Origin of the sequence: Sinomonas sp. P47F7, assembly GCF_049332655.1 — a bacterium.
GTDB lineage: Bacteria > Actinomycetota > Actinomycetes > Actinomycetales > Micrococcaceae > Sinomonas.
In genome coordinates this window covers 1,803,596-1,827,012 of record NZ_CP186327.1, presented here as the reverse complement: position 1 = coordinate 1,827,012, position 23,417 = coordinate 1,803,596, and the positions used below count along the sequence as shown (strand labels likewise).

The window sequence follows — 23,417 nt, the reverse complement described above, 5'->3', positions numbered from 1 at the left end:
GCGAAGGCTTGAACGCGACGATGGTGGGATCTTCACTTGTTCACACTGAAGTCAGTCTCGTCCCAGAACGCGGCGCCTAGTATTTCAGAGGACGAAGGCACTTCAAAAGCCCATGTCATTTCGGCTTAAAACCCTGGCGCAGATCGTCGTTGCACTCCGGATCCCTTGGAGTTCATACAGATTCTGCATGGCTCCCGATCGCGTTTGCCCTCGTCCTGGCGGGCCTCCTCGCGGCGACGCGGATCTCTCTCGTGGCCAGGGCCCTCGACGCTTCCGGTTCGCGGCGCGACTGCGGCCCGTGTCGGCGTTGGGCCACCATGGGCGCGCAGACCCACAGGGCGAGCGGTCAGGGATCGGGCCAGTGAGCTGAGCATTTCTGGCCTCGGCACCGCACCGACCTCGATTGCCGGGGAGCGCGTGTGCACCTACCTGCTAGGAGGTGTCGCAACGTTGGGCAAAACGAGCCGCAAACGGAAGGATCGGTACGCGTTTATCCTGTTGGCATGGCCCTTGGCCACAGCACGTACAGGGGTCGGGTTCGACCGTGCGCTCGACTTCATCCTCGTCGGGCTCCCCTACCGCGCCGACCTTGGCCCTGTCCAGGCCCTGGAGGCGCCAACCGAACGCGAGGGCCTGTTCCAGCCGATGACAGTCGCCCAGGACGGGTCCTCATCTGTGGGCTGCGTCGACTGGGCCCCCGGCATAACCCCAGGTCACACGGTTGGGCCACCGTGGCCCCACCGTCATGGGCGAACGGAAAGACGCGGGAACAGGCCACGATCATGATCACGGGCACCAACTCGTGCACGAGCCCGGAACACACTCGTGAATGCCGGCGGGTCAATCGCAAGGGCACGCCAGAGCACCCGCCCCGAGATGTCCCTCGGCGGGCAAAGGCCCAGGTCGCACGGTGCCGCCACGGTGGCGGCACCGTGCGACCACAATCGCGTCACGACGATGCCCGTGCCCCCTCCCGCTCGCGAAGGCGCCGGAAAAAATTCGGAGCTTCCATCGTAAAGTCCCCCGGCCGCGCCTCCAACCCCCTGCAACGGTTCTGTCAGCCAGGAAAGATCACGCGTCCTTCGCGAAGGCGCGCTCGAGCATCTCGGCGGTGGCGGGGTTGACCATCTCGTTGCGGCGGATGTAGTGCGCGATGGTGATCTTCGGGTCCGTGTGGCCGAGCAGTTCGGCGGCGAGGTCGACGCCGGCCTGGGCGCTGATGGCGGTCGCGACGGTCCGGCGGAACATGTGCGGGGTGACCCCGGTGATCCCGGCGAGGTCCATGACGTGGCGGAGCTGGCGGCGGACGTTGTTGGTCGTCAGCGGGGTTCCCTCGCGGCTGCAGAACAGCAGGGCATCCAGGGACGGGTCCTCCAGCTTCGCCAGCCGGCGGCGCACGGCCTCGGCGGTGAACGACGGGACTGCCACGGTGCGGCGGGACTTGGCCGTCTTCGGGTGGTCCTGCCTCACGGTCGGCTCGCCCCGGTGGCTGACGATGGTGCCGGCGATCCGGATCGAGGGCGGGGCGGCGGTGATGTCGATGTCGCGGCGGCGGATGGCCAGGACCTCCCCGATCCGGGCGGAGGTGCCGAGCATGACCTCGACGATCGCGCCGAGCTGGCCGTCCGGCTTCGGCCCGGAGGGCGAGCGGCCGGCCTCCCAGTAGGCGATCGCGGCGCGGATCGCGTTGACCTCCGCCGGGGTGAGCGCATCCGGGGTCCTGGCGGGGCGGTGCAGGCGGGCGACGTGGTCGACCGGGTTGCGCGGCAGGACCTCGTGGCGGACGGCCAGGGCGAGGGCGAGCCGCAGCACGACGCGGGCGTGCTTGGCCTTCGCGTAGGACTGCTTCGCGAGCTGCTTGAGGAACTGGTCGCAGCGGGCGACGCCGATCTCCCGGAGCGTGAGCCCGGCGAAGGCGGGGAGCACGAGGGTGCGCATGTCGCGCTCGTAGAGCTGTCGGGTCGCGGTCGCGAGCCTGCCCTCGAGGTCGATGTCCTCGAGCCAGTACTCGACCAGGTCGGGGAAGGGGCTGTCGGGCGCGAGTGTTCCTGTCGTGGGGGCGAGCAGGTTGCGTTCGGCGAGCTTGGCCTTCAGTGCGCGGGTCGCGGCCGCAGCGCTGGCGGCGCTGGCCTGCACGAGCCGCGCGACGCCGTCCCAGTCCCGGTAGCGGGTGCGGGCCTCGACCAGGCCGCTGGGGCGGCGGCGGGTGGTGATCTCGCCGTAGGTGCCGATCGTCACGCGGGGGCGGCTCACCGGGTCACCGCCGATCCGGCTGCGGCGCCGGGTCGCGCTGGTCCTCGATCCAGGCGGTCACGTCGTCCAGGGCGAACTTGAGGTGCTTGCCGAACCGGTACGCGCGCGGCCCGAGCCCGCGGGCGCGCCAGTCGTAGATCGTCGAGACCGGGACGCCGAGGTAGGCCGAGAGCTCGCGGATGTCGAGCAGCGGCGGCAGCCCGGTCAGGGGCTGCGGGAGGGGTGCTGGAGTGGTCATGCCCGGCAGGTGCACCGGGCGTTCCGGGCCGACCGGTAGTCTCCGGGAGGAACGCCGTCGGGCCGAGCGCCGGGGCTGGGAGGGCACCCTGCGGGAGGGGTTTTTGATGGGTATTTGATGGCCGGTTCAAATCTCACCTACGCAGAAGCCGCGGGAACCCTTGGGTTTCCGCGGCCTCGTGGTCGGGCTGACAGGATTTGAACCTGCGACCCCTTGACCCCCAGTCAAGTGCGCTACCAAGCTGCGCTACAGCCCGAAATGCCTGCCCGTTCTCACTTGTGGCGCCCGTTCAAGCAACCGCTCCAGCATATACGAGTGGCCCCACGATCGCGAATCGACAGGCCTCCCGGCGGGCCCCGATCAGAGCCTCTCGAGCACCCCGCGGGCGGACTCAAGATACCGCTCCGCGATGTCCCCGCCGGCGAACGCGACCTGCACGATGTACCCCTGCACGAGGCCGACGACGGCGGGGGCGAGCCGCCCCGCCTCCACTGCGGCGGCCTCGGAGGAGAGGCCGCGAGCGGATTCGAGCCATCCCTGCAGATAGGCCGCGATACCGGCCGTCACTTCCCCGATGATCTGCTGCGCGACCCCAGCGAGCTCGTCGTGATGCACGGCCTCCCCCCACACCTGCAGCGCGATGCCGGGGAAGAACTGGGTCTGGGGCAACCCAGCCATCATGTCGATGATGACCTCGGAAGGCGGCGGGACGGGCCGGGCCCGCCCGAGCACCTCAAGGATGGCGAGCCGGTCCTCGAGAACCCGCCGGCCGACGTCGACCGTAAGCTGCTCCTTGCCCTTGTAGTACAGGTACACGGCACCGGCCGAAAGCCCCGCCTCCGCGACGATGTCCGCCATCGACGCCGCAGCGAAGCCCTTGCGCGCCACGCACGTGAGCGCGGCATCCAGGATGCGCCGCCGCATGGCCTCCCGATGCTCCTCACTGACCTTCGGCATGACCCACCTCACCCAGAAAAACGAATGCTCGTTCTTGACAGCGTATCCCCCCGGAGCACAATAGTGAATGAGCATTCGTTTTCTTGCAACCATCACTCGAGAGGACCGGCCATGTCAGCCGAGACCGTCGTCCACGCCCCAGAGCACACGACCCACCGCGCAGAGACCCGCACCGGCCGCCACACGCCCTGGCCAGCCGCCGTCGGCGCGGCGGTGCTCGCGGCCGCCATCGTCTGCGTGGTGCTCATCGCCTTCGCGTGGCCCAGCGTCACCGCGAAGGTCCAGAACCTGCCGATCGCCGCCGTCGGAAGCGCCGACCAGATCTCCCAGGTCGCGTCGAAGGCCCCCGCGGGCGCGCTCGACGTCCGCACGGCATCGAGCCGCGACGACGCGATCGGCCAGATCCAACACCGGGAGGTCTACGGCGCGATCGTGCTCGGCTCCTCGCCCGAGATCCTCGTCGCCAGCGCGGCGAGCCCCGTCGCGTCTCAGGCGCTCACGCAGCTGGGCGCCCAGATGCAGCAGCAGATCCAGGATCAGGTCATCGCCCAGCTCAAGCAGGCGCTCCAGCAGGCGCAGCAGCGCGCTCAGGCACCGCAGGCCGGTTCCCCGCAGGGCACAGCGCCGGCCGCAGGCGCCCAGCAGAGCGCCGCGACACCGACCGTCAAGGTCACTGACGTTGTACCGCTCTCCTCCGACGACCCGCGCGGCACGGGTCTCGCCGTCGCCGGCCTGCCCCTCGTGATCGGCGGGATCCTCGGCGGCGTGCTCATCTCCCTGCTCGTCTCGGGCACGTGGCGCCGCCTCGTCGCGGTCGTCGCGTACGGCGCCGCGGGCGGGCTCGGCCTCGCGGGCATCCTCCAGGGCTGGTTCCACATCCTCCAGTCGAGCTACTGGATCAACGCGGGCGCGATCGGCCTCGGCATCGCCGCGACGGCGGCCGTCATCGCGGGACTCAACGCGCTCATTGGCCGCGCGGGGATCGCGGTCGGCGCCGTCGTCACGATGTTCATCGGCAACCCGCTCTCCTCGCTCACACAGCCCAAGGAGTTCCTCCCCGCGCCATGGGGCGATGTGGGCCAGTGGTTCGTCCCCGGCGCGTCCGGCACGCTCCTGCGCGAACTCTCCTACTTCCCTTCGGCGGACACGATGTTCCCGTGGCTCGTGCTCGGCGGGTGGGCGGTGGCCGGGGCGCTGTTCATCGCGATCGGGCACTTCCGCAACCAGCCCGCAGCGGCGGAGCTCTAAGCGCCAAAAAGCAGACGACGGCGGCCCGGTCACCCTCCCAGCGAGGGGTGACCGGGCCGCCGTCGTACGTCCCGAAAAGGGCTGGCTACTTCTTCCGCGAACGCTTCTCCCGCACACGCATGCCGATCTCGATCGGCGTGCCCTCGAAGCCGAACGTCTCGCGGAGGCGCCGCATGATGAATCGGCGGTAGCCGGGGTCGAGGAAGCCCGTGGTGAAGAGCACGAACTTCGGCGGGCGGCTCTGCGCCTGCGTGCCGAACAGGATGCGCGGCTGCTTGCCTCCGCGCACCGGGTGCGGGTGCGCGGCCACGAGCTCGCCGAGGAACGCGTTGAGGCGGCCGGTGGGGATGCGGGTGTCCCACCCGGCGAGGGCCTTGTCGAGCGCGGGGACGAGCCGGTCGCGGTGCCAGCCCGTCTTCGCGGACAGGTTGACGCGGGGCGCCCACTCGACGTGCGCGAGGTCCTTCTCGATCTCGCGCTCGAGCCAGCGGCGGCGCTCCTCATCCATGAGGTCCCACTTGTTGAACGCGATGACGAGCGCCCGGCCCGACTCGATCGCGAGGTTGATGATGCGCACGTCCTGCTCGGCGAGCACCTCGTCCGCGCCAAGAAGGACGACGGCGACCTCCGCCTTCTCGAGCGCGGCCTGCGTGCGGAGGGAGGCATAGTATTCTGCGCCCTTGGCCATGTGCTGGCGGCGGCGGATGCCGGCGGTGTCGACGAAGCGCCACGTGCGCCCGCCGAGCTCGATGTACTCGTCCACGGGATCCCGCGTGGTGCCCGCGATCTCGTTCACGACGACCCGTTCGGAGCCCGCGAGCTTGTTCAGGAGCGAGGACTTGCCCACGTTCGGCCGCCCGATGAGGGCAACGCGGCGCGGGCCGCCCGAGCGCTCGATCCCGGCGATCGCGGAGAACTCGGGCAGCACCTCGATCACGGCGTCGAGCAGATCGGCGACGCCCCGCCCATGCACCGCGGAGACTGCATAGGGCTGGCCGAAACCGAGACCCCACAGGACCGAGGCGTCGGACTCCTGGGCGAAGTCGTCGACCTTGTTCGCGACGAGCAGCACGGGCTTCTTCGACTTGCGCAGCATGCGCATCACGGCCTCGTCCGTGGCCGTCGCGCCAACGGTGGAGTCGACGACGAACAGCACGGCATCCGCCATGCTCACGGCGATCTCGGCCTGCTCGGCGACGGACGCGTGGATGCCCTTCGCGTCGTGCTCCCATCCGCCGGTGTCCACGAGCGTGAAGCGGCGATTGTTCCACTCGGCCGGGTAGGAGACGCGGTCGCGCGTCACGCCGGGCACGTCCTCGACGACCGCCTCGCGACGGCCAAGGATGCGGTTCACGAGCGTCGACTTGCCCACGTTCGGGCGGCCGATGATCGCGAGGACCGGGTCCATGCGCGTAGGCGCGTCCGGATCCCAGTCCTCCCCCACGCCCGCGAGGAGGCGTGCATCCTCGTCGTCGAGCTCGTAATCCTCGAGTCCCGCGCGGAGCGCCGCGGCACGCTGCTCGGCCTCGTCGTCGTCCATCGCCGCAAGGTGCTCGGCGATCTCGTCGGTGCCCTCGGGCTCGTACTCTTCAGCGGCGATATCGCCCGGGGCGTCGCTCATGCTGGTTCTCCTTCGGTTGCTAGTGAGGCCGGGCTCAGTGCTCGGCCGGGTGGCCGCCCACAGCGGCCAGGACGACATCGAGGACCGCGGTCACGGTCTCCTCGAAGTCGAGGTCAGATGAATCGACGGTGTAGACGCCGTCTGCGGCCTGCGTGAAGCTCGCGACCGTGGAGTCGCGGCGGTCGCGCTCGACGACCTGCTGGACGAGCGCGTCGGCACTCTGGGTCCCGCCAAGCTGGAGCCCCCTGCGGCGCAGGCGGGCCTCCTGGGAGGCCGTGAGCAGGAGCCGGACTTCGGCGTCGCGCGCCACCACGGTCGTGATGTCGCGGCCCTCGACGACCATGCGGCGACCGTGCGCCGCGATGAGCGCGCGCTGGCGGCGGATGAGCTCGTCGCGGACGCCGAGGTTGGTCGCCACGGCGCTCACGGAAGAGGAAATCCGCGGCTCGCGGATCGCCTCGGTCACGTCGTGGCCGCGCACCGAGACATACTCGCGGTCCGCGCTCGTGCTGAGCTCAAGGTCGAGAGCACGGGCCGAGGCCTCGACCAGCGCGCTGTCCGTGAGGTCGAGCTCGCGCTCGAGGCAGTCCCACGTGACGGCCCGGTACATCGCGCCCGTGTCGAGGTACGCGAGGCGAAGGCGCCGCGACACCTCCTTCGAGACGCTCGACTTGCCGGACCCGGAGGGGCCGTCGATCGCGACGACCAGCGGGCGGCCGACCCGAACCGGCTCGCCCCTGGGGGTGTACCGCACGCTCGTGCCCCGCGCCGTGCTCGCCGCGCTGATTTCCGAGCTGATCTCCGCACTGGTTTCCGAGCCCGCTTCCCCCGAGGCCTCGAATTCAGTCACTGCAGCACCCGCCATCCCCGCTCCTCCAGTTCCGCTATCAGTTCATCGTGCTTGCTCGGGAGCACGGAGATCTCCACCATGCCCACGTTGCGTCCCGACGAGTGGTCGAGGCGCAGATCCTCGAGGTTGACCCCGATCTCGCCGATTTCGGTGAGCAGCTTGGCGATCTGCCCAGGCCTGTCGTCGACGAGGACGGTGAGCCACGCGAACGCCTGGGGCGGGCCGCCGTGCTTGCCCGGGATGCGGGCCTGACCGGCGTTGCCCTCGGTCATGAGCTGCGCAAGGTCCAGCCGCGCGCCTGGCGCGGCCGGTGCCTCGAGCGTTCCGATGAGCCGCTCAACGTCCTCTCGCACACCGTACAGGTGCTTGACGAGCTTGTCCGCGTTGGCTCCGAGGATCTGGACCCACAGGCCGGGATCGCTCGCCGCGATGCGGGTCGTGTCCCGCAGGCCGTTGCCCGCGAGCGAAAGGAGCCGGAGGTCGGTGCCGAGCAGACGGCTCGCAAGCAGGGAGGACATGACCTGCGGAAGGTGACTCACCAGAGCCACGGCTTCGTCGTGCTCGTCCGCGTCGAACTCGAGGACGAGCGCACCCAGGTCGGCCCCGAGCGCCTTGGCGAGCCGGACGGCGTCGTGCGTCGAGTTGGCGTGCGCGCACACGACCCACGGCATCGACGTGAAGAGCTCGCCGCGCGCGGCGACGGGCCCCGACTTCTCCCGCCCGGCCATGGGGTGCGTGCCCACGTACCGGGAGAGGTCGACGCCGCGGCCGCGCAGCTCGGCGAGGATGCCCGACTTGACGCTCGCGATATCGACGACGACGGCGCGCGGCCACCGCTCGAGCGAGCGCTCGACGACGCCGGCCGTCACGTCGGGCGGAGCGGCGACGACGACGAGCTGGGGCTGGACCCCCGAATCGGCCTCAAGCTCCGCGACCGGCCGCCCGGCCCCGATGTCGACCGCGACCGCCTGGTTCGTGGGCGATGTGTCCTCGAGGAAGACCGGCACGCCGCGATGCTCAAGGCCGAGCCCGATGCTCGCGCCGAGCAACCCCGTGCCGATCACCACGACCGGCCCGGTGAGATGCGTGGAAGCCATGCTGGTCCGACCTACAGGCCAACCGCGGCCATGAGGTGGCCGACTTCCTGCTTGCCGAGCTTCCGGATGGTGCCCTGCTTCTGGTCGCCCAGGCCGATCGGGCCGATCTTCGCGCGGACGAGCCGCTGCACGGGAAAGCCGATCGCGTCGAACATGCGCCGCACGATCCGGTTCTTGCCCGAGTGGAGCACGACCTCGACGAGCACGAAGCCCGGGGTCGAGTCGACGAGCTTGAACGAATCGACCTTCGCGAGCCCGTCCTCGAGCTCGACGCCGCGCCGCAGCTGGGCGCCGACGCCGTGCGGCATGGGCCCGCGCACCTGGACGACGTACGTCTTCGGCACCTCGTAGGAGGGGTGCGAGAGGCGGTTGGCGAGCTCGCCGTCGTTGGTCAGGAGGAGGAGCCCCTCGGTGTTCGTGTCGAGGCGCCCCACGTGGAAGAGCCGCTCGGGCGTCCCGGGCCGCAGGTAGTCCGAGATGCACGGCCGGCCCTCGGGATCGTCCATCGTGGAGACGACGCCACGCGGCTTGTTGAAGGCCATGTAGACGAGGTGCTCGTTGGTCTGGATGCGCACGCCGTCGACGTGGATGGCATCGGTCTCGGGGTTCACCCGCGTGCCGAGCTCGGTCACGATCTGCCCGTTGACCTCGACGCGGCCCTGCTCGATGAGCTCCTCGCACACGCGGCGCGACGCGACGCCCGCGTTCGCCATGACCTTCTGGAGGCGCACGCCCTCGTCGTTCATCTCCGCGCGCGTCCGCGGCTTGTGCTGCGGAAGGGGCGCGGCGGTCTTGCGTCCGTCCCGGACGGGACCAAGATTGCGGCCGAAGCGCTCGTTCGCGAACGGCGCGGCGCCCGATCCCTTGGCCTGCGGCCGCTCGCCGCGCTTGCGCTCAGGCGACTTGGGCGCGCCCTTCGCGCCGCCGCGCGCGGCACCGGACCGTCCCGACCCGCCGCGCGAGCCGAAGCCCCCGGCGTTGTTCTGGGCAGAATTCTGCCCCCGTTTGCGTGGTGAACCCTGGCGTCCCGCCTGTGTCATGACCCGGCCTTTGCGTTTATGGAGCGTCCGCTTTCGGACGCGTAGAAGGGAAAGAGGGCGAAAGCCCGCCCTCTAGGATACCGGATCAGCCGGCAAGACCTCCGTAGGCGCCGTCGATCGCGCCCAGCTCGTCGAGTCCGGGCAGGTGCGGCGAGAGCTGCGGAAGTTCCGCGACCGAGCCGATGCCGAGGCGCTCGAGGAAGTACGAGGTGGTCTGGTACAGGATCGCGCCCGACTCCGGATCCGTCCCGACCTCCTCGACGAGCCCCCTCGTGACGAGCGTCCTCACCACCGAGTCGACGTTGACGCCACGGATCGCCGCGACGCGCGAGCGGGCCACCGGCTGGCGGTACGCGATAACGGCGAGCGTCTCGAGGGCGGCCTGAGTGAGCCGAGCGGTCTGGCCCTCGAGGACGTACCCCGAGACGAGGTCCGCGAACTCGGCGCGCGAGTAGAACCGCCAGCCGCCCGCGACCGGGCGCAGCTCGAAGCCGCGTCCGTCGGCGTCGTACTGCGCGGCAAGCGTTCCGAGCAGTTCCTCGACCTCGTGCTGCGGGAGGTCGAGCGCCGCCGCGAGCTCCGCCGCGCTCACGGGCTCGTCAACGACCATGAGCACCGCCTCGAGGGCCGCGGCCCTCCGATCACCCTGCATGCTGTTCCTCCCGGTCTGCGTCCTCGGCCCCGTCTGCCTCCCCGACCGCCCGCTCGGCGGCGCCATCTGCGGGAGGCTCCTCGCCGTCGTCGTACTCCTCGCTCAGCCGCTCCGCGGACCAGCCCTCCCCTGCGGTCCAGCGCACGCTCAGCTCGGCGAGCGGCGCGGCCTGCTCGAACGAGACCGCGCGATCGCGGAACATCTCGAGGAGCGCCAGGAAGCGGGCCACGATCACGAGCCGCGACTCGGCGTCCGCGGTGAGGGCGCGGAAGCTCTGGGGCCCGCCATAGCGCAGGCGCGCGCCGATGATCGCGGCCTGCTCCCGCACGCTCACGGCCGGCGCGTGCAGGTGGGCGAGCCCAACCTCCGACGGCGGCGCCTCCTTGGGAGCGAAGGCCTTCGCCGCGAGGGCGGCGAACTGCTCAGTCGTGTGCTGCCACACGAGCTCGGGCAGGAGCGCCGCGAACGAAGGCTCGAGCGTCACGGCCCGCGGGAAGCGCCGGCCCTCCGACTCGAACGTCTCGCCGAAGATCGCCGCGATCTCCTTGAAGGCCTTGTACTGGAGGAGCCGCGCAAACAGGAGGTCGCGGGCCTCGAGCCGGGCGACGTCCTCCTCGTCCTCGACCTCGCCCTGCGGCAGAAGCCTCGCAGCCTTGAGGTCCAGGAGCGTCGCGGCGATCACGAGGAACTCGCTCGCCTCGTCGAGCGCCCACTCCTCGCCGCGTTCCTGGAGCGCGCGGATGTAGGCGATGAAGTCGTCGGTGACGGTCGCGAGGGCGACCTCCGTGATGTCGAGCCGCCGCTTGGCGATGAGGCCTAGGAGCGCGTCGAACGGGCCGGTGAAATTCTCGAGCCGGACCTCGAAGCCCGACGCGGGCGGTCCGAGGCCTGCTGCCTCGAGGTTAGGGGGCTCCACCGCGGGCCACGAGCTCGCGGGCCAGAGCCCGGTACGCCTCGGCGCCCGGGTGGTTGGCCGCGTAGCGCGTGATCGGCTCGGCGGCCACCGTCGCGTCCGCGAACTTGATGGTGCGCTTGATCACGGAGTCGAAGACCTTGTCGCCGAACGCCTCGACGAGGCGCGCGATGACCTCGCGGCTGTGGAGCGTGCGCGCGTCAAACATCGTGGCGAGGACGCCGTCCACCACGAGCCGCGGGTTGAGGCGGTCCTGGACCTTGTCGATCGTCTCGACGAGGAGCGCGACGGCGCGCAGCGCGAAGAACTCGCAGATGAGCGGAATGACCACGCCGTGCGCGGCCGAGAGCGCGTTGACCGTGAGGAGGCCGAGCGAGGGCTGGCAGTCGATGAGGACTACGTCGTACTCGTCCTCGACCTTGCGCAGGGCGCTCGCGAGGACCTGCTCGCGCGCCACCTCGGTGACGAGCTGGACCTCGGCCGCTGAGAGGTCGATGTTCGCAGGGAGGAGGTCGAGGTTCTCGATCTCGGTCTTGCGGATTGCCTCGTGGATGTCGACGTGGCGATCCATCATCACGTTGTAGACCGTGACGTCGAGCTCGTGCGGATTCGTCCCGAGGCCCGCGGAAGCGGCGCCCTGGGGGTCGAAGTCGACGATGAGCACGCGCCGGCCGTATTCGGCGAGCGCGGCGGCGAGGTTGATCGCGGACGTCGTCTTGCCGACGCCGCCCTTCTGGTTCACCATCGCGATGATGCGGGCAGGACCGTGTGAGTCGAGGGGTGCAGGGACGGGGTACTCCCGCACGGGGCGGCCCGTGGGGCCGAGCACGACGTCCGTGAGGTCCTCAGTGATGCCGTCCAGAGTCGCGGCGCTCTGCTCTGTGCTCACGTATCCATCCACTTTCGATTCGCTGCCTGCGGCTTCTTGAGACCCCAGCCTACACAGCGGGGACACGCATCTTTGGAACCTTGACAATGGGAATCAGGCGAGCCTTGACCCTCAAGTAGAGCCTCAAGGTTGGCCTCCCAAGGCGTTGCGCCGTCACGTTTGGCGGGTGGGGACCCTGCAAACGTGACGGCGCAACGAGGAGCACCCCGCGAAGGTGACGGCGCAACGGAGGCGGCGCGCGGGAGCACCACCCTCGCTCGGCCCTCGCTCAGGCGCGGGCCGGCTCCGGTGCGCCAACCGCGCGGGGCGAGCCGTCGCCGTCGTCCGCTGCCTCCGCAGCGTCGTCGTGACCGTGGCCCGCGAGCATCGTCGTCTCATCGAACGGGAGTCGGCTGGAGAGGACCTCGCCCACGCGGTCGCGGTCGATCTCGCGAGTCCACACGCCCATGAGCACGGTCGCCACGGCGTTGCCCGTGAAGTTCGTGAGCGCGCGGGCCTCGGACATGAACCGGTCGATGCCCACGATGAACGACACGCCGCCCACGAGCTGCGGGGCGTGCGACTGCAGTCCGCCGGCGAGCGTCGCGAGACCCGCGCCGCTCACACCCGCAGCTCCCTTCGACGCGACGATCATGAACACGAGGAGCGCGATCTGCTCGCCGAGGTTCATGGGCTGGCCCATCGCCGTCGCGATGAAGAGCGAAGCCATGGTCAGGTAGATCGCCGTGCCGTCGAGGTTGAACGAGTACCCGGTGGGGACGGTCACGCCGACCACGGGCTTGGACACGCCCAGGTGCTCCATCTTCGCGATGAGCCGCGGGAGCGCGGCCTCGGAGGAGGAGGTCGAAACGATGATGAGGTACTCGCGGGCGAGGTATTTCATGAGCCGGAAGATGTTCACGCCCGCCACGGCCCGCAGGATCGCGCCAAGAATCACCACGACGAACAGGATGCACGTGATGTAGAACGCGATCATGAGGGTGAGCAGGCTCAGCACGGCCTTCCAGCCCGTGTTGCCGACGACGGCGGCGATCGCACCGAACGCGCCGATCGGCGCGACCCACATGATCATGACGAGGATGCGGAACACGAGCGTCTGCGCCTGCCGGATGAAGTCGAGGAGCAGCGCCCCGGTCTTGCCCATGCGCTGGAGCGCGAAGCCCACGAGGAGCGCGACGAAGAGCGTCTGGAGCACCTGCCCCGACGTGAGGGAGGAGACGAGCGTGTTCGGGATGATCCCGAGCAGGAAGTTCGTCGTGTCGGCAGACGCGGGCGCCTTGTACGTGGCGTCATTGAGGTTGAGGCCCTCGCCGGGGTGGATGATGTTGCCCACCACGAGGCCGATGCCGAGCGCGAACGTGCTCATGACCATGAAGTAGAGAAGGGCCAGGCCGCCGACCTTGCCGACCGTGGTCGCCTTCGCGATCGAGCCGATGCCGAGCACGATCGTGCAGAAGATCACGGGCGCGATCATCATCTTGATAAGGTTGACGAACGCGTCTCCGAGCGGCTGAAGGCTGGCCGCGAAGCCAGTCTTGCCGGGGAATACGAGGCCGACGACGACGCCGAGCACCACCGCGACAATGACGGCGATGTACAGCCAGTGCGTGCGATCGGCCTTCTTCTTCGCCGGCTTCTCTGCCGGCGCCAGTGGCACGGTTGCCATGTGTCCTCTCCCTCGAGTCTCCGCCGCGTCCCAAGTGACCGCGGCCATACAACCTTCCAATAGAGTGTGAGAAAGGCCACGATTGCGGTCATATTGGTCGCGGCTGCGGCGGAAACGGGCCGCTTCAGGCCCGCGGAATTCAGGCCACCGGAATTCATGCCCACGGAAAAGGAGCGCGATGCGGCAGCTGAGCCTCGCGCGGCGGCTCTTCCTCCTCCTCGTGGTCGCGGTCGTGCTCTTCACGGCCTTCGCCGGCACCGCGTTCTTCCTCGACGCGCGCGATCAGCTCCATCAGGCCGCCGGCCAGCGAACGCTCTCCGTGGCCCAGGCCATCGCGGACAGCCCCACGGTGGCCAACGCGGCGCTCGCGGCACCGGGGACCGACCCCACGCCGACGCTCCAGCCGTATGCGAACCAGGTCATCGGGGACGCGGGGCTCGACTTCATCACGATCATGGCGACGGACGGGACCCGCTGGACGCACCCGAACCCGACCGAGATCGGCGGCAAGTACCTCGGCTCGACGTCGCAGGCGCTCGCCGGCCAGCCGTTCACCGAGACGTACACGGGCACGCTCGGGCCGTCCGTCCGGACGATCGTGCCCATCAAGGCGCCGGGTTCGGGCCGCGTGATCGGCATGGTCGCCGCGGGCGTCACGGTGACGAATCTCGACGTCGCTCTCGCGTCGCGGATCCCCGCGGTGCTGGGCATCGCCATCGTCGTCCTGCTCCTCGGCTCGCTCGGGGCGGCCATCCTCGAGCGGCGGATCTCCGCCGCGACCCACGGGTACGGGCTCGAACAGCTCAGCCAGCTTTTCGCGTACTACGAGTCGGTGCTGCACTCGGTGCGGGAGGGAGTCGTCATGGTCGATCCGCGCGGGAGGCTCGTGATCCGCAACGACCAGGCCTCGGAACTCCTGGGCCTCCCCGCGGCGCAGACGGGCTCGGCGGCTCCCCTCCTGAGCAGCCTCGACCTCCCCGAGAGTCTCCGCGAACTCCTCGCGAGCGGGCGCACGGCCCACGACGAGATCCACCTCACGAGGGACCGCGTGCTCGTGGTGAACCAGGAGCCTGCCTCCTCCCCGGGCGCCCGGCGGCCGCGCTCGCTCGGCTCCGTCGCGACCCTGCGGGACCAGACCGAAATCGAGGCGCTCGGCTCGGAGCTCGCCACGATGCGCACCCTTTCCGACGCCCTGCGCAGCCAGACCCACGAGCACGCCAACCGGCTCCACACGATCGTCTCGCTCCTCGAGCTCGGCCGCACCGACCAGGCGCTCGCATTCGCGACCGAGGACCTCTCGCTCAGCCAGTCCCTCGCCAACGAGCTCGTGGTCTCCGTCCAGGAGCCCGTTCTCGCGGCCCTCGTCATGGGCAAGGCCGCCCAGGCCCACGAGCGCGGGGTCCAGCTCGACGCGGACGCGACCGGAAGCCTCGGCGTGGCGGGCCTCGAACCCGAGCATCTCGTGACCATCGTGGGAAACCTGCTGGACAACGCGATCGACGCCGCAGCCGGCGGGGAATCCCCCAAATGGGCGGCGCTCGAGCTTCACGAGGGTGAAGGGACCGTGACGATCGAGGTCTCCGACTCGGGGCCCGGGGTCCCAGCCGCGGAGCGCGAGCGGATCCTCCAATTCGGCTACTCGACGAAGCCACACGGCGCCGTGGGGCGCGGTCTCGGACTCGCCCTCGTGCGCCGCTCGGTCGCCGCGCTCGGCGGCACCCTCGCCGTCTCCGGCGAGCGCGGCGCCGTCTTCACCGTGACCATCCCCGTCCGGCCCAGGGAGGCCCAGTGAGCGAGCTCCGCGTCCTCGTCGTCGAGGACGAGCCCATCGCGGCGGCGGCCCACGCCGCCTATATCGGCCGGCTCCCCGGCTTCACGCACGTGGGCACAGCGCACGACGGCGCCTCCGCTCTCCGCTTGGCCGGCGAACTGGCGGCGGCGGGAACCCCGGCGGACCTCGTGCTGCTCGACATGAACCTGCCCGACCTCCACGGGCTCGACGTCGCGCGGCGGCTCCGCGCCGGCGGCCACCACCCGGACATCCTCGCGATCACGGCGGTGCGTGAGCTGCCCGTGGTGCGGCGCGCGATCTCCGCGGGAGTGGTGCAGTACCTCATCAAGCCGTTCACGTTCGCCGCGTTCGCCGAGCGCCTCGAGCACTACCGCCAGTTCCGCGACTCCCTCTCAGGCCCCGGCGGGACGGCGTCGCAGGATTCGGTCGACGAGGCGCTCGCCGCGCTCCGCACGCCGGTCGGGACGCCCCTCCCCAAGGGCCTCTCCCCCGGCACGCTCGAATCGATCCGTACGTTCGTCCGCGAGCGCGGCGAAGCCGTCTCGGCCGCCGAGGTGATGGAGGCCGTCGGGGTCTCGCGGGTGACGGCTCGGCGGTATCTCGAGCACCTTGCCGACACCGGAGTCCTGACGCGTTCGGCGCGCTACGGGACCCCTGGACGGCCCGAGAAGGAGTACCGCTGGGCGGGGTGAAAAGCCGCCCTCCCGCCTACTGAACTTCTTGCTCCAGCAGGAATACCGTTTAAGTGAGGGATCTAGACCGCGAGGCGGCCCTCACCTCGGAGGGTAGGAGGAGCTATGCGCACCGAATCCGCGGAGCCCACGGCGGCTGAGGCCGGGGCCTTCGACAGAACCGTCCGGAAGGTGGACGTCTCTACTCTCCCGGATGGCTCCGGAAACGATCGGGACGCCGACGAGGCAGACGACGAGCGCTTCGACGCCGGATAACCCGGCACGTCGGTGACTCGCCGAACCGCCCCGGCGGTCAGGGAGAGAGGAACACACCATGACTCATAGCGTCGACTACGGCAACACCGAAGACGACGACCTCACCGAGCCCCTCGACGGCCGCAACAGCCAGGGCCCGGAAGGATCCTCGGACAATCCGGAGCTGCTGGACGAGATTGACCCGCTGCACAGCCCACGCCGCCTGATCGAGCTCGACGCCGAGGAGGAAGAGCCCAATCCGGACATCGATCTCGGCTACGGCTGAGCCGTCCAGGAACGCTCTCAGCCCCCCGCCGCGCCGACGACGACGCGGCGCGCGGCGAGACTGCGCATACACGGCTTCGCGCAGGTATCCTGATGGACGTAGTTTGATGTTTCGCGGTGTCTTGCCGACACCGGCCTCCGCCGGAGTCCGTGTGTTGAGCCTGATGGGCGGTTACGGACTCGGCTGCATGCGCACCCCGAAGGACGGGGCGGCGCAACGTCCCAGGAGGACACCATGGCAACTGGAACCGTCAAGTGGTTCAACGGCGAAAAGGGCTTCGGCTTCATCGCTCCCGACGACAACTCGGACGACGTCTTCGTCCACTTCACTGCGATTGAGGCGAAGGGCTTCCGCGAGCTTCAGGAAGGCCAGAAGGTCGAGTTCGAGACCCAGCAGGGTCCGAAGGGCCTTCAGGCCGCCAAGGTTCGCCCGCTCTGACGAACCCCGTCAACATCCCGAAGGGGGCTGGCCGCGATGCGCGGTCGGCCCCCTTCGCCGTTTCGGGCCCACGTAGTCTGAGGCTATGACCCCCGGTCCCACCGCCGCGCCCCTCGCCGGGATCCTTCTCGCGGCCGGCGCGGGCCGCCGCTACGGGAAGCCCAAGGCCCTTGCCTCGAGCCCCGACGCCGGGAGCTGGCTCGGGCGCGGCGTGAGGCTCCTCCTCGACGCGGGCTGCACGCCCGTCGTCGTCGTTCTCGGCGCCGGGGCCCCGGAGGCGCGGGGCCTGCTTCCGATCGGGGACCCGCGCGTCGTGCCCATCGTCGCGGACGCCTGGGCGCACGGCGTGGGCGCGTCGCTCGGCGCGGCCCTCGACGCTCTTGCGAACCTCGACGGGCCCGTGGCCGCAGTCGTGACCCTCGTCGACCTCCCCCGCCTTGCGCCCGAGGCCTTCACGCGGGTCACGGGCGGCGAGATCGGGCCGTCCTCGCTGCGCCGCGCCGTGTACGACGGCGCGCCGGGACACCCGGTGCTCGTGGGCAGGGACCACTGGGGGCCGCTCCGCGCGGGCCTAGCGGGCGACGTCGGCGCCGGACCCTATCTGCGCGCCCACCGCGCGGAGCCAGTGGACTGCACGGGGCTCGGCGGAGACGACGACATCGACGTCGCGCCGTAGCGAGAGGCTCCGGCTTTCGCGCTCCGGGCGTGCGTACGGAATACTTGTCCCCGAAGCGACACCGGTGCTGAAGTCCGCCGGGCGGGTGAAACAAGCGGGGGGCGCAGTGGCGAGCAGCAATCACGCCCGGCCCGCGCGGCGAGGCCAGACGCGCGCCATCGTCGTCACGATCGTCGGAATCGCCCTCATCGTCTTCGCGTCCGTCGCGAGCGCCGGCCTTCTCCCGAACCGCGAGCGGCTCGTGGTGGTCGGAGACTCGCTCAGCACCGGGCTCGGGACCTCCGCGGCGGCCTCGTGGCCCGTGCTGCTCGAGCGCGCCGAGGAGTCTGGGCCGGAGAAGCTCGAGGTGGTCAACGCCGCCGAGAACGGGAGCGGCTACGTCACACCGGGAGACGAGGGCGACACATTCGGTGCCGAGGTCATGCAGTTCGTGAACGAGGACACGAAGGTGGTGCTCTTCTTCGGCTCGGACAACGACCTCGGCAGCACCCCGGCCCAGATCACGGACGCCGCGACGACTGCGTTCCAGGCCGCCCGCGCCAAGGCCGCGCCCGATGCCCGGCTCATCGTCGTGGGGCCCCCGGCCTACACGATTCCGCCGGATGCCGACATCGTCTCGATCCGGGACGCGCTCCGCACGGCCGCGGACCGCTCAGGGGCGGCGTTCGTCGACCCGATCGCGGAGGTCTGGATCGCCGAGCACACGGACGAGCTCATCGGTCCCGACGGCGAGCACCCCACGGCCGCGGGCCACGAACGCCTGGCGCAGCTCATGGAGAACGTTCTCGAGCGGTGACCGTCAGTCCACGAGCGTGCGGGCGGCGTCGTCCATGTGGTCGATGATGGTCTGGCGGGCCAGAGCCGCGTCGCCCGATTCGATGGCGTTGACGATCTCGCGGTGGCGGTCGATCCCCATGTTCGTCATGGCCCGCTCGGGCCCGGCGAACATGATCGACATGCGGATCGAACCCTCTAGCGATTCCCACGAATGCACGAGCGTCTCGTTGCCGCCGAGGCGGCAGAGGAGTCGATGGAACTCAAGATCCGCCTCGATCCGGTCCGCGAAGTCGCGGTCCGCGGCGTCCTCCATCGCCTCGATGGCCGCCCGCAGCTCACCGACCGAACGCGCGCGGCGGGGCTGCTCGATGAGAGTCCGCGCGGCGAGCGATTCGAGGGCCCCGCGGACGGCGAAGATGTCACGGATCTCCTTCGCGTCGAGGTGCCGCACGCTCAGGCGTCCGCGTGCTCCCGCGGAGACGAGCCCCTCCTGCTGAAGCTGGCGCAGGGCCTCGCGAAGGGTCCCGCGGCTGATCTGGAGCATCTCGGACAGCTCGGTCTCCACGAGGTGGCGGCCGGGCTCGAGGTCTCCCGAGGTGATCGCACGGCGCAACGCCACGAGGGCCTGCTCACGCAGGCTCGTCTTCTCCAGCCCCAGCAGGGCCGCGGTCGCAGCCATGTGCTCTCCCTTTGTGTCGACCGTCGCCTGTGCAACGGGTGTGTCAACTGTCATCATAGGCGCGCCGGGTCCGGGAGCATCCCAGGACCCGGCGCGCCGCCGCTCCCCGAACCGAAGCTCAGCCCAGCTCGGCGAGTATCCGCTCGATGATGCGGCTCTTCGAGAGCCCGTACCGGTCATGCAGCGTGGGCAGTGCCCCCGCGTCGAGGAACTGGTCCGGGAGGCCGATGGGCACCACACGGCGCGCCACGCCCCGCCGGACGAGGGCGGATGCGACGGTCTCGAAGAGCCCGCCGAGAACGGTGTGGTTCTCGAGCGTGAGGGCAAGCCGATCGCCCGCGAGTTCGCGCACCACGGTTTCCTCGTCGAACGGCTTGAGCGTCGGCGTGTGCACGACCGAGACGTCGACATGGTGCGACGCGAGCGCCTCCGCCGCCTGGAGGGCGCGCATCGTCATGAGCCCGGAGGAGATCAGCACCACGTCGCGGCCGCCCCGGAGAACCTTGGCCTTGCCGAGTTCGAACGAATAGTCGTACTCGTCGAGGACGGACGGCACCTTCCCGCGCAGGAGCCGCAGGTACGTCGGCCCCGGTGACGCCGCGAGCTGCGGGACTGCCTGGGCGATGTCGACTGCGTCGCACGGATCGACGATCGTCAGGTTCGGCACGCCGCGGAAGATCGCGACGTCCTCGGTGGCCTGATGGCTCGGGCCGTAACCGGTGGTCAGGCCCGGGAGCCCGCCGACGATGTTGACGTTGAGCTCGGGCTCGGCAATGTCGAGGCAGATGAAATCGTACGCGCGCCGGGCCGCGAACACCGCGTACGTCGACGCAAAGGGCACGAGGCCCGCCTGCGCCATGCCGGCCGCCGCGCCGAACAGGAGCTGCTCCGCCATGCCCATCTGGAAGAACCGCTCGGGGTGGCGCTCCGCGAAAAGGTGCATGTCCGTGTACTTGCCGAGATCCGCGGTGAGCCCCACGATCCGCTCGTCGCGCTCGGCGAGCTCCGCGAGCGCGTGCCCGAACGGCGCCGAGGTGGTCCGCTGACCCGGGTCGGCGAAGGAGGCAATCATCGCCGATGTCTTGAGCTTGGGCGCCTGGGGCGCGGCCGCCGTCGTCACTGGGCCACCTTCTCCCGGTTCGTGCTGAGCCTCTCGCAGTAGCCCGCGGTGAGCTGCTCCTGGCAGATGGACCATTCGTGTTCCTCGATCCGCATGAAATGCGCCTTCTCCCGCTCCTCGAGCAGGGGCACGCCGCGGCCCACCTTCGTATCGCACAGGATCACGGAAGGTGCGCCGTGCCCGCCGTCGTGCGTTTCCGCCTCCGCGGCGATCGCGTCGAACGCGCCGAGGAGGGCCCCGACGTCGTTCCCGTCGACCCGCTGGACCCGCCAGCCGCACGCGGCCCACTTGTCCGCGACGGGCTCGGTGCGCAGCACCCCCGCGGTCGGGCCATCCGCCTGGAGCGCGTTGAGATCGACGACGGCGGTGAGCCGCCCGAGGCGGTGGTGGGCCGCACCCATGGCGGCCTCCCACGTCGACCCCTCGTCGAGCTCTCCGTCCGAGAGGAAATTCACGACGCGCGCGGCGTTGCCCCGGGCGCGGAGGCCCAGCGCGAGGCCGACGGCGATCGTGAGGCCGTGCCCGAGGGAACCGCCGGAGATCTCCATGCCGGGCGTGTAGGTGGACATGCCGGACATCGGGAGCCGCGAATCGTCCGAGCCGTACGTCTCGAGCTCCTCGACCGGGACGATTCCGGCCTCGGCGAGCGCGGCGTAGAGCCCGATCGCGTAGTGACCGGTCGACAGCAGGAACCTGTCGCGGCCGTCCCACTCGGGGTCCTCGCGGCGGTACGTGAGCTGGTCGGTGTAGACGGCCGCGAGCATATCCGCGGCGCCGAGGGCCTGGCCCACGTAGCCCTGACCCTGCACCTCGCCCATCGCGAGCGCGTGCTGGCGGATCCGGTAGGCCGCGGCCTCGACGGCGAGGCGGCGCTGGGCCGGCGTGGCCTCGGCCTTCAGTGCGGGTGTCGATGTGGTCATCGCTGAGTCCTTCGATTCCTTCAGTGGGAGCGCGCCGGCTCGGGGGTCTCGGCCGAGATCCGCTCGGCCGCCTCGCGCTCCTTCGGGCCCCAGGTTTCGCGGGTCACGAGCGCGGCCCAGAGGCCGATCGCGCCATAGACGCTGAACAGGAGGGCCGGGCCGACCCAGCCGAAGCTCACGAACAGGAGCGTGGTGATGAACGGGGTGAAGCCCGAGACCATGGCCGAGAACTGGTAGGCGAGCGACGCGCCGGAGGAGCGAGTCTTGGCCTGGAACAGCTCGGGGAACCACGCGCCCTGGGCGCCGGCGAGGGAGTTCTGGCACACCGCGTACGCGACGACGATCGTGGCCACGATGAAGAAGAACAGGCCCGTGTTGACGAGGAGGAACATCGGCACGCCGAACACGACGGCGAACGCGCAGGACCACACGTAGACCGGACGGCGGCCGACCCTGTCAGTGAGGGCGCCCCACTTCCACGTGGCGAGGATGCCGATCGCGGCGGCGATGCACAGGGCGATGAGCGTCTGGTTCTTGTCCGCGAGCTTGGCCGAGTTGAGGTACGAGATCATGTACGTCACCGACACGGCGTAGCCCGCCGTCTCGGCGATGCGCAGGCCAATGCCGCGCAGGATGTTGCGCCAGTCCTCGCGGATGACCTCCACGATGGGGGCCTTGACGATGTCGCCGCGCTGCTTGACGTCCTCGAAGACCGGGGACTCGGGAACCTTCGAGCGGATCACGAGGCCGACGATCACGAGCGCGAGGCTCGCGAGGAACGGAATACGCCAGGCCCACTCGTCGCCGAGGTGGACGCTGAAGAGGAAGACAAGGTTGGCCAGCAGGAGCCCGACGGGGAAGCCGGCCTGAACGATGCCGGTCACTGCGCCCTTGCGACGCCACGGCGCGTGCTCGTAGCTCATGAGGATGGCGCCGCCCCATTCTGCCCCGAACGCGAGGCCCTGGATGATGCGCACGGTCACCAGCAGCGCCGGGGCGAGCAGTCCCGCCGCGGCGTAGGTGGGCAGCAAGCCGATCGCGAACGTTGCGAGGCCCATGATGATGAGCGAGGTGACGAGGACGGGCTTGCGGCCGAGCCTGTCGCCCAGATGGCCGCCAATGATGCCGCCAAGGGGGCGCGCCGCGAACCCGACGCCGAGCGTCGCGAACGAGGCAAGGGTGCCCGTGACCGGGTCGGCGCCCGGGAAGAAGGCGTGGTTGAAATAGAGGGCCGCCGCAGTGCCGAAGCCGATGAAGTCGTAGGTCTCGATGACGGCGCCCACGGAGGAGCCAATGGCGACGCGCTTGGCGTCCTTGGTGCCGTGGACCGGGCCGCGCATGGCCAGAGCCTCATTGCTCATTGCTGTTCCTTCCAGTATCGACAGGATCGGCGCGGGCATGCTTCCCGCCATCCGCTCTGTCGACAGTCGACATGATAAGCCAGTGTGCGGCGCGTCACGACTCAATGTCAACCGTCAACCCCTGAGGTTGACGGTTAACAATTAACAGCCCTACTGTGGTGTGCATCTCTTCCCCGGAAAGGCGACGACGATGTACCACTCCCGGCTCGGATGCTCCTCGATCAGCTTCCGCCACCTCGATCTCCCCGCTGCCCTCGCAGCGATGACCAGCGCGGGCTTCGAGGAGATCGATCTCGGTGCCCTCCCGGGCGTCTGCGATCACGTCCCCTACACTCTGGACCGCGCCGCCGTCGCCTCAGTCGCGGCTGATGTGGCCCGCAGCGGGCTCCGCGTCAGGTCCGTCAACGGAGACATCGGCGATCTCAACGTTCCGCTCGACGCCGAGGCGCGGCGAGAGCGCGGCGAACACCTCGACCGTCTCCTCGACCTCACCGCGGCCGTCGGCGCCGAGGCGCTCGTCCTCCCGTGCGGCGCCCTCGACCACGAACCCGTCGCCGAGCTGGACGCCGACCTCGACCGCGTGGCCGAGGAACTCGGCAGCGCGGCCCAGGCAGCCCACGAGCGCGGGCTCGAGCTGTGGACCGAGTCCCTGCACGTGCTCCGGCTCAGCTGGAACCTCGAGCGCGCACTCGAGCTCGCCGCACGGCTCGACGGCACGCTGGTCCGTCACGTGCTCGACGCAAGCCACGCCGTGGCCTCGGGCGGCACCTTCGAAGCGGCCGCACGGGCGCTCGGGCCGCGGATCGCCCATGTGCACCTGCGCGATGCGGTCCCCGGCGACATCCACCGCAGCATCGGCGCAGGCGCCGTCGACTTCGCGGACGGGCTCTCGGCCCTGCGCGAGCTCGGCTATGCCGGCCACTTCACCCTCGAGCTCGAGACCCGCGACCTCACCCACGACGAGCGCCCAGCCGCCGCCGCCCGCGCGGCCGAATTCATCAGCACCCTCATCTAAGAA

The 23,417-nt window shown here is 70.1% G+C and carries 24 protein-coding genes and 1 tRNA gene; 9 read left to right on the top strand and 16 right to left on the bottom strand.

Annotated features, from left to right (window positions below; all coding sequences use genetic code 11):
- Positions 1 to 1,071: 1,071 nt before the first annotated feature.
- From ACOKR1_RS08680 to ACOKR1_RS08665, 4 genes are all read right to left on the bottom strand, one after another.
- Positions 1,072 to 2,253 carry a tyrosine-type recombinase/integrase gene (locus ACOKR1_RS08680; RefSeq protein ID WP_422936258.1) on the bottom strand — a complete coding sequence of 394 codons (1,182 nt, stop codon included), beginning with the start codon at positions 2,251 to 2,253 and terminating at the stop codon, positions 1,072 to 1,074.
- 4 nt (positions 2,254 to 2,257) lie between these two features.
- Positions 2,258 to 2,491, bottom strand: coding sequence for a helix-turn-helix transcriptional regulator (locus ACOKR1_RS08675; protein ID WP_422936257.1), 234 nt, complete (start codon positions 2,489 to 2,491; stop codon positions 2,258 to 2,260).
- A 179-nt stretch (positions 2,492 to 2,670) separates the two neighbouring features.
- Positions 2,671 to 2,747, bottom strand: a tRNA-Pro gene (locus ACOKR1_RS08670).
- A 104-nt stretch (positions 2,748 to 2,851) separates the two neighbouring features.
- Complete coding sequence (locus tag ACOKR1_RS08665) at positions 2,852 to 3,448, bottom strand: TetR/AcrR family transcriptional regulator (protein ID WP_422936256.1); 597 nt, start codon at positions 3,446 to 3,448, stop codon at positions 2,852 to 2,854.
- A 111-nt stretch (positions 3,449 to 3,559) separates the two neighbouring features.
- On the opposite strand from ACOKR1_RS08665, the gene ACOKR1_RS08660 reads away from it, so the two are divergent.
- Positions 3,560 to 4,696: an ABC transporter permease gene (locus ACOKR1_RS08660; protein WP_422936255.1), complete on the top strand. Its 1,137-nt coding sequence runs from the start codon at positions 3,560 to 3,562 to the stop codon at positions 4,694 to 4,696.
- An 85-nt stretch (positions 4,697 to 4,781) separates the two neighbouring features.
- On the opposite strand, the gene der is transcribed toward ACOKR1_RS08660, so the two are convergent.
- The 8 genes from der to ACOKR1_RS08620 all read right to left on the bottom strand — a co-directional run bounded on the left by der (position 4,782) and on the right by ACOKR1_RS08620 (position 13,424).
- Positions 4,782 to 6,317, bottom strand: coding sequence for a ribosome biogenesis GTPase Der (gene der, locus ACOKR1_RS08655; protein WP_422936254.1), 1,536 nt, complete (start codon positions 6,315 to 6,317; stop codon positions 4,782 to 4,784).
- 34 nt (positions 6,318 to 6,351) lie between these two features.
- Positions 6,352 to 7,182 carry a (d)CMP kinase gene (gene cmk, locus ACOKR1_RS08650; RefSeq protein ID WP_422936253.1) on the bottom strand — a complete coding sequence of 277 codons (831 nt, stop codon included), beginning with the start codon at positions 7,180 to 7,182 and terminating at the stop codon, positions 6,352 to 6,354.
- On the bottom strand, positions 7,164 to 8,264 hold the full coding sequence (locus ACOKR1_RS08645; protein ID WP_422936252.1) for a prephenate dehydrogenase: 1,101 nt from the start codon (positions 8,262 to 8,264) through the stop codon (positions 7,164 to 7,166). Before ACOKR1_RS08645 ends, cmk begins: the two co-directional genes overlap by 19 nt.
- An 11-nt stretch (positions 8,265 to 8,275) precedes the next feature.
- On the bottom strand, positions 8,276 to 9,304 hold the full coding sequence (locus ACOKR1_RS08640; protein WP_422936251.1) for a pseudouridine synthase: 1,029 nt from the start codon (positions 9,302 to 9,304) through the stop codon (positions 8,276 to 8,278).
- Positions 9,305 to 9,389: 85 nt separating this feature from the next.
- Positions 9,390 to 9,956, bottom strand: a complete 567-nt coding sequence (scpB, locus tag ACOKR1_RS08635) for an SMC-Scp complex subunit ScpB (RefSeq protein WP_422936250.1) — start codon at positions 9,954 to 9,956, stop codon at positions 9,390 to 9,392.
- A complete protein-coding gene (locus tag ACOKR1_RS08630; RefSeq protein WP_422936249.1) occupies positions 9,946 to 10,872 on the bottom strand; it encodes a segregation and condensation protein A in 927 nt (308 codons plus the stop codon). Before ACOKR1_RS08630 ends, scpB begins: the two co-directional genes overlap by 11 nt.
- Positions 10,859 to 11,758, bottom strand: coding sequence for a ParA family protein (locus ACOKR1_RS08625; RefSeq protein WP_415857092.1), 900 nt, complete (start codon positions 11,756 to 11,758; stop codon positions 10,859 to 10,861). Before ACOKR1_RS08625 ends, ACOKR1_RS08630 begins: the two co-directional genes overlap by 14 nt.
- A gap of 268 nt (positions 11,759 to 12,026) precedes the next feature.
- Positions 12,027 to 13,424, bottom strand: coding sequence for a cation:dicarboxylate symporter family transporter (locus ACOKR1_RS08620; protein ID WP_422936248.1), 1,398 nt, complete (start codon positions 13,422 to 13,424; stop codon positions 12,027 to 12,029).
- 178 nt (positions 13,425 to 13,602) lie between these two features.
- Here ACOKR1_RS08620 and ACOKR1_RS08615 point away from each other — a divergent pair, with 178 nt between their 5' ends.
- The 7 genes from ACOKR1_RS08615 (at position 13,603) to ACOKR1_RS08585 (ending at position 18,338) form a co-directional block, all read left to right on the top strand.
- Positions 13,603 to 15,216 (top strand): sensor histidine kinase, encoded by a 1,614-nt coding sequence (locus ACOKR1_RS08615; RefSeq protein ID WP_422936247.1) that lies wholly within the window; start codon positions 13,603 to 13,605, stop codon positions 15,214 to 15,216.
- Positions 15,213 to 15,908 carry a response regulator gene (locus ACOKR1_RS08610; protein ID WP_422936246.1) on the top strand — a complete coding sequence of 232 codons (696 nt, stop codon included), beginning with the start codon at positions 15,213 to 15,215 and terminating at the stop codon, positions 15,906 to 15,908. Before ACOKR1_RS08615 ends, ACOKR1_RS08610 begins: the two co-directional genes overlap by 4 nt.
- A gap of 105 nt (positions 15,909 to 16,013) precedes the next feature.
- Positions 16,014 to 16,163 (top strand): hypothetical protein, encoded by a 150-nt coding sequence (locus tag ACOKR1_RS08605; RefSeq protein ID WP_422936245.1) that lies wholly within the window; start codon positions 16,014 to 16,016, stop codon positions 16,161 to 16,163.
- Positions 16,164 to 16,221: 58 nt separating this feature from the next.
- On the top strand, positions 16,222 to 16,428 hold the full coding sequence (locus tag ACOKR1_RS08600; RefSeq protein WP_422936244.1) for a hypothetical protein: 207 nt from the start codon (positions 16,222 to 16,224) through the stop codon (positions 16,426 to 16,428).
- Between the two features lie 234 nt (positions 16,429 to 16,662).
- Complete coding sequence (locus ACOKR1_RS08595) at positions 16,663 to 16,866, top strand: cold-shock protein (RefSeq protein ID WP_415857282.1); 204 nt, start codon at positions 16,663 to 16,665, stop codon at positions 16,864 to 16,866.
- Positions 16,867 to 16,951: 85 nt separating this feature from the next.
- Positions 16,952 to 17,542 carry a nucleotidyltransferase family protein gene (locus ACOKR1_RS08590; RefSeq protein ID WP_422936243.1) on the top strand — a complete coding sequence of 197 codons (591 nt, stop codon included), beginning with the start codon at positions 16,952 to 16,954 and terminating at the stop codon, positions 17,540 to 17,542.
- A 106-nt stretch (positions 17,543 to 17,648) separates the two neighbouring features.
- Positions 17,649 to 18,338: an SGNH/GDSL hydrolase family protein gene (locus tag ACOKR1_RS08585; RefSeq protein WP_422936242.1), complete on the top strand. Its 690-nt coding sequence runs from the start codon at positions 17,649 to 17,651 to the stop codon at positions 18,336 to 18,338.
- 3 nt (positions 18,339 to 18,341) lie between these two features.
- On the opposite strand, the gene ACOKR1_RS08580 is transcribed toward ACOKR1_RS08585, so the two are convergent.
- The 4 genes from ACOKR1_RS08580 to ACOKR1_RS08565 all read right to left on the bottom strand — a co-directional run bounded on the left by ACOKR1_RS08580 (position 18,342) and on the right by ACOKR1_RS08565 (position 22,399).
- A complete protein-coding gene (locus ACOKR1_RS08580) occupies positions 18,342 to 18,998 on the bottom strand; it encodes a GntR family transcriptional regulator (protein ID WP_415856372.1) in 657 nt (218 codons plus the stop codon).
- Between the two features lie 118 nt (positions 18,999 to 19,116).
- Entirely contained in the window at positions 19,117 to 20,070 is a 954-nt protein-coding gene (locus tag ACOKR1_RS08575) for a transketolase family protein (RefSeq protein ID WP_422936586.1), read from the bottom strand.
- A 44-nt stretch (positions 20,071 to 20,114) separates the two neighbouring features.
- On the bottom strand, positions 20,115 to 21,038 hold the full coding sequence (locus tag ACOKR1_RS08570; RefSeq protein WP_422936241.1) for a transketolase: 924 nt from the start codon (positions 21,036 to 21,038) through the stop codon (positions 20,115 to 20,117).
- A gap of 20 nt (positions 21,039 to 21,058) precedes the next feature.
- Positions 21,059 to 22,399 carry an MFS transporter gene (locus ACOKR1_RS08565; protein ID WP_422936240.1) on the bottom strand — a complete coding sequence of 447 codons (1,341 nt, stop codon included), beginning with the start codon at positions 22,397 to 22,399 and terminating at the stop codon, positions 21,059 to 21,061.
- Positions 22,400 to 22,589: 190 nt separating this feature from the next.
- Between ACOKR1_RS08565 and ACOKR1_RS08560 the strand changes: the two genes are divergently transcribed.
- Positions 22,590 to 23,414 carry a sugar phosphate isomerase/epimerase family protein gene (locus tag ACOKR1_RS08560; RefSeq protein WP_422936239.1) on the top strand — a complete coding sequence of 275 codons (825 nt, stop codon included), beginning with the start codon at positions 22,590 to 22,592 and terminating at the stop codon, positions 23,412 to 23,414.
- Positions 23,415 to 23,417 lie beyond the last annotated feature (3 nt).

What these genes read in the sequence shown, in the direction of transcription:
- ACOKR1_RS08590 (WP_422936243.1), top strand. Translation starts at nt 16,952, where the DNA reads ATGACCCCCGGTCCCACCGCCGCGCCCCTCGCCGGGATCCTTCTCGCG.
- ACOKR1_RS08560 (WP_422936239.1), top strand. Translation starts at nt 22,590, where the DNA reads ATGTACCACTCCCGGCTCGGATGCTCCTCGATCAGCTTCCGCCACCTC.
- ACOKR1_RS08565 (WP_422936240.1), bottom strand. Translation starts at nt 22,399, where the DNA reads ATGAGCAATGAGGCTCTGGCCATGCGCGGCCCGGTCCACGGCACCAAG.
- ACOKR1_RS08570 (WP_422936241.1), bottom strand. Translation starts at nt 21,038, where the DNA reads ATGACCACATCGACACCCGCACTGAAGGCCGAGGCCACGCCGGCCCAG.
- ACOKR1_RS08600 (WP_422936244.1), top strand. Translation starts at nt 16,222, where the DNA reads ATGACTCATAGCGTCGACTACGGCAACACCGAAGACGACGACCTCACC.
- ACOKR1_RS08605 (WP_422936245.1), top strand. Translation starts at nt 16,014, where the DNA reads ATGCGCACCGAATCCGCGGAGCCCACGGCGGCTGAGGCCGGGGCCTTC.
- ACOKR1_RS08645 (WP_422936252.1), bottom strand. Translation starts at nt 8,264, where the DNA reads ATGGCTTCCACGCATCTCACCGGGCCGGTCGTGGTGATCGGCACGGGG.
- ACOKR1_RS08675 (WP_422936257.1), bottom strand. Translation starts at nt 2,491, where the DNA reads ATGACCACTCCAGCACCCCTCCCGCAGCCCCTGACCGGGCTGCCGCCG.
- ACOKR1_RS08660 (WP_422936255.1), top strand. Translation starts at nt 3,560, where the DNA reads ATGTCAGCCGAGACCGTCGTCCACGCCCCAGAGCACACGACCCACCGC.
- ACOKR1_RS08580 (WP_415856372.1), bottom strand. Translation starts at nt 18,998, where the DNA reads ATGGCTGCGACCGCGGCCCTGCTGGGGCTGGAGAAGACGAGCCTGCGT.
- ACOKR1_RS08640 (WP_422936251.1), bottom strand. Translation starts at nt 9,304, where the DNA reads ATGACACAGGCGGGACGCCAGGGTTCACCACGCAAACGGGGGCAGAAT.
- cmk (WP_422936253.1), bottom strand. Translation starts at nt 7,182, where the DNA reads ATGGCGGGTGCTGCAGTGACTGAATTCGAGGCCTCGGGGGAAGCGGGC.
- ACOKR1_RS08665 (WP_422936256.1), bottom strand. Translation starts at nt 3,448, where the DNA reads ATGCCGAAGGTCAGTGAGGAGCATCGGGAGGCCATGCGGCGGCGCATC.
- scpB (WP_422936250.1), bottom strand. Translation starts at nt 9,956, where the DNA reads ATGCAGGGTGATCGGAGGGCCGCGGCCCTCGAGGCGGTGCTCATGGTC.
- ACOKR1_RS08615 (WP_422936247.1), top strand. Translation starts at nt 13,603, where the DNA reads ATGCGGCAGCTGAGCCTCGCGCGGCGGCTCTTCCTCCTCCTCGTGGTC.
- der (WP_422936254.1), bottom strand. Translation starts at nt 6,317, where the DNA reads ATGAGCGACGCCCCGGGCGATATCGCCGCTGAAGAGTACGAGCCCGAG.
- ACOKR1_RS08575 (WP_422936586.1), bottom strand. Translation starts at nt 20,070, where the DNA reads ATGATTGCCTCCTTCGCCGACCCGGGTCAGCGGACCACCTCGGCGCCG.
- ACOKR1_RS08620 (WP_422936248.1), bottom strand. Translation starts at nt 13,424, where the DNA reads ATGGCAACCGTGCCACTGGCGCCGGCAGAGAAGCCGGCGAAGAAGAAG.
- ACOKR1_RS08595 (WP_415857282.1), top strand. Translation starts at nt 16,663, where the DNA reads ATGGCAACTGGAACCGTCAAGTGGTTCAACGGCGAAAAGGGCTTCGGC.